Consider the following 1,741-nt stretch of genomic DNA (forward strand, 5'->3'; position numbering starts at 1 on the left):
CACCACATCCCCGGCGGCTAGTGCTTGGCCCTAATTGTCCAGCAGGTTCTCAAAGCCCGGTGACACCCTGGCGGCGTGGAACTCCACCACTTCGAAGTCGGCAACGCCATTCGAGTAGAACGGGTCCTGTGCCAGGCTGGCGTCAAGCGTTCCGCGGTCTGCCCTGGAGAGCAACATGCCGCCCGTCCGCGGGACCTTGCGCCCGGCGGCAATGAACACGCCGTCGTCGAAAGCCTTCTGCAGCCAAGCGATGTGGGCGTCGTTGTGGAAATCCACGATGTCCTGGGGTACCCGGTAGCTCAGTGAGACAACATACATGCGCCCAAGCCTACCGGCCGGCCCGGCCGCTACTTGAAGGATCAACCGCCCTCTTCTCGTAGAATGGGCACATGACCGAACCCCGCTGGCTTAACGCCGACGAACGCCGTGCTTGGCTGGCCCTGGTAAGCATCAATACCCTCCTGCCGGCGGCCCTCGACACCAAGCTCCATGCTGCGGGGAAGCTGTCCCTTTTCGACTACACGGTCCTGGCCATGCTGTCTGAGGCAGAAGAGCGGTTCCTGCCGATGAGTGAGCTCGCCGCGCGAAGCAGCGCATCGTTGTCGCGGCTTTCGCACGTGGTGACCAAACTGCAGAAGCGGGGGTGGGTGGAGCGGCGTCCCCACCCGCACGACGCCCGCGTCACTACGGCCCATCTCACGGAAGAAGGCATGGCGACCATCGTTGGCCTGGCACCCGGTCATGTCGAGACGGTTCGGGACTTGTTCCTGGACGCCTTGACGGAGCAGGACGTGCAGGATCTGGCGCGTATCGGCGAGAAAGTAGTGGGCCGGCTGGACGCCGACCACTGGATCCTGCGGGAAAGCTAGGCCTCCACCCGCGGTTGGTTGCTCCCAGCAACTGGTGGCAAACTAGCCGAATGCATTTCACGACCCGGTACGTGGCCCTTGGTGACTCCTTCACGGAAGGTGTGGGCGACGACGAGCCCGCCCGCCCCAACGGTGTCCGCGGCTGGGCAGACCGTGTGGCCGAGCAGTTGGGAGCGGCTGACCCCGGCTTCGGCTATGCCAACCTTGCTATCCGTGGAAAAAAGCTTCGCCAGATCCTGGCTGAGCAGGTGGACGCCGCCGTCGAACTCAAACCCACCCTGGTAAGCATTTACGCGGGTGCCAACGACATCCTGCGCCCGAGGATCGACATCGACAACCTCCTGGTGGAGTACGACGACGCCATCGCCAAACTGCGCGCCGCCGGTGCCGCCGTGGTCATGTTCACCGGCTTCGACGCCAAGGGTTCGAAGGTCTTCAGCACGACGCGCGGACGGACGGCCATCTACAACGAACTGGTCCGCGGCATCGCCGGCGATCACGGCGCGTTACTGGTGGACTACTGGCGCTTCAGCGAATACTACGACTGGGGCATGTGGGCGCAGGACCGGATGCATATGTCCGCCGCGGGCCATGCGAACATGGCCAAGCGAGTGCTGGACGTGCTGGAACACGACCACTCCATCGACGTCCCGCCCATGACTCCAGTCCCGGAGCTCAGTGGCGTGGATGCCATCCGCGCAAACGCCCGCTGGTTCCGCGAGTATGCGGGCCCCTGGGTTGTCCGGCGGGTCACCGGGAAGTCCTCGGGTGATGGCTTGGAACCAAAGTACCCCCAGCTCACACGGCTCTAGCCGCCAGCCTTCCTTATACACCCTTCGGGGCCGGATTGGTCTTTAATTGCGTGAACTCGT

3 protein-coding genes are annotated in these 1,741 nt (G+C 63.9%); 2 read left to right on the forward strand and 1 reads right to left on the reverse strand.

Going from position 1 to position 1,741, the window contains the following annotated elements; genetic code table 11:
- Positions 1–30 precede the first annotated feature (30 nt).
- The gene (locus AC5RWX_RS32950; RefSeq protein WP_494100370.1) at positions 31–318 is read right to left on the reverse strand and encodes a YciI family protein; all 288 of its coding nucleotides are present in this window, start codon (positions 316–318) and stop codon (positions 31–33) included.
- A 71-nt stretch (positions 319–389) separates the two neighbouring features.
- Between AC5RWX_RS32950 and AC5RWX_RS32955 the strand changes: the two genes are divergently transcribed.
- Both AC5RWX_RS32955 and AC5RWX_RS32960 read left to right on the forward strand, forming a co-directional pair.
- Positions 390–869 carry a MarR family winged helix-turn-helix transcriptional regulator gene (locus tag AC5RWX_RS32955; protein ID WP_494100371.1) on the forward strand — a complete coding sequence of 160 codons (480 nt, stop codon included), beginning with the start codon at positions 390–392 and terminating at the stop codon, positions 867–869.
- Positions 870–919: 50 nt separating this feature from the next.
- A complete protein-coding gene (locus tag AC5RWX_RS32960) occupies positions 920–1,681 on the forward strand; it encodes an SGNH/GDSL hydrolase family protein (protein WP_494100372.1) in 762 nt (253 codons plus the stop codon).
- The last annotated feature ends 60 nt before the right edge of the window (positions 1,682–1,741 follow it).

The sequence above is a fragment of the Arthrobacter sp. SPT-J7 genome (assembly GCF_059089965.1).

Excerpts from the sequence above, each read along its gene's own strand:
- AC5RWX_RS32950 (WP_494100370.1), bottom strand. The coding sequence starts at position 318 with ATGTATGTTGTCTCACTGAGCTACCGGGTACCCCAGGACATCGTGGAT.
- AC5RWX_RS32955 (WP_494100371.1), top strand. The coding sequence starts at position 390 with ATGACCGAACCCCGCTGGCTTAACGCCGACGAACGCCGTGCTTGGCTG.
- AC5RWX_RS32960 (WP_494100372.1), top strand. The coding sequence starts at position 920 with ATGCATTTCACGACCCGGTACGTGGCCCTTGGTGACTCCTTCACGGAA.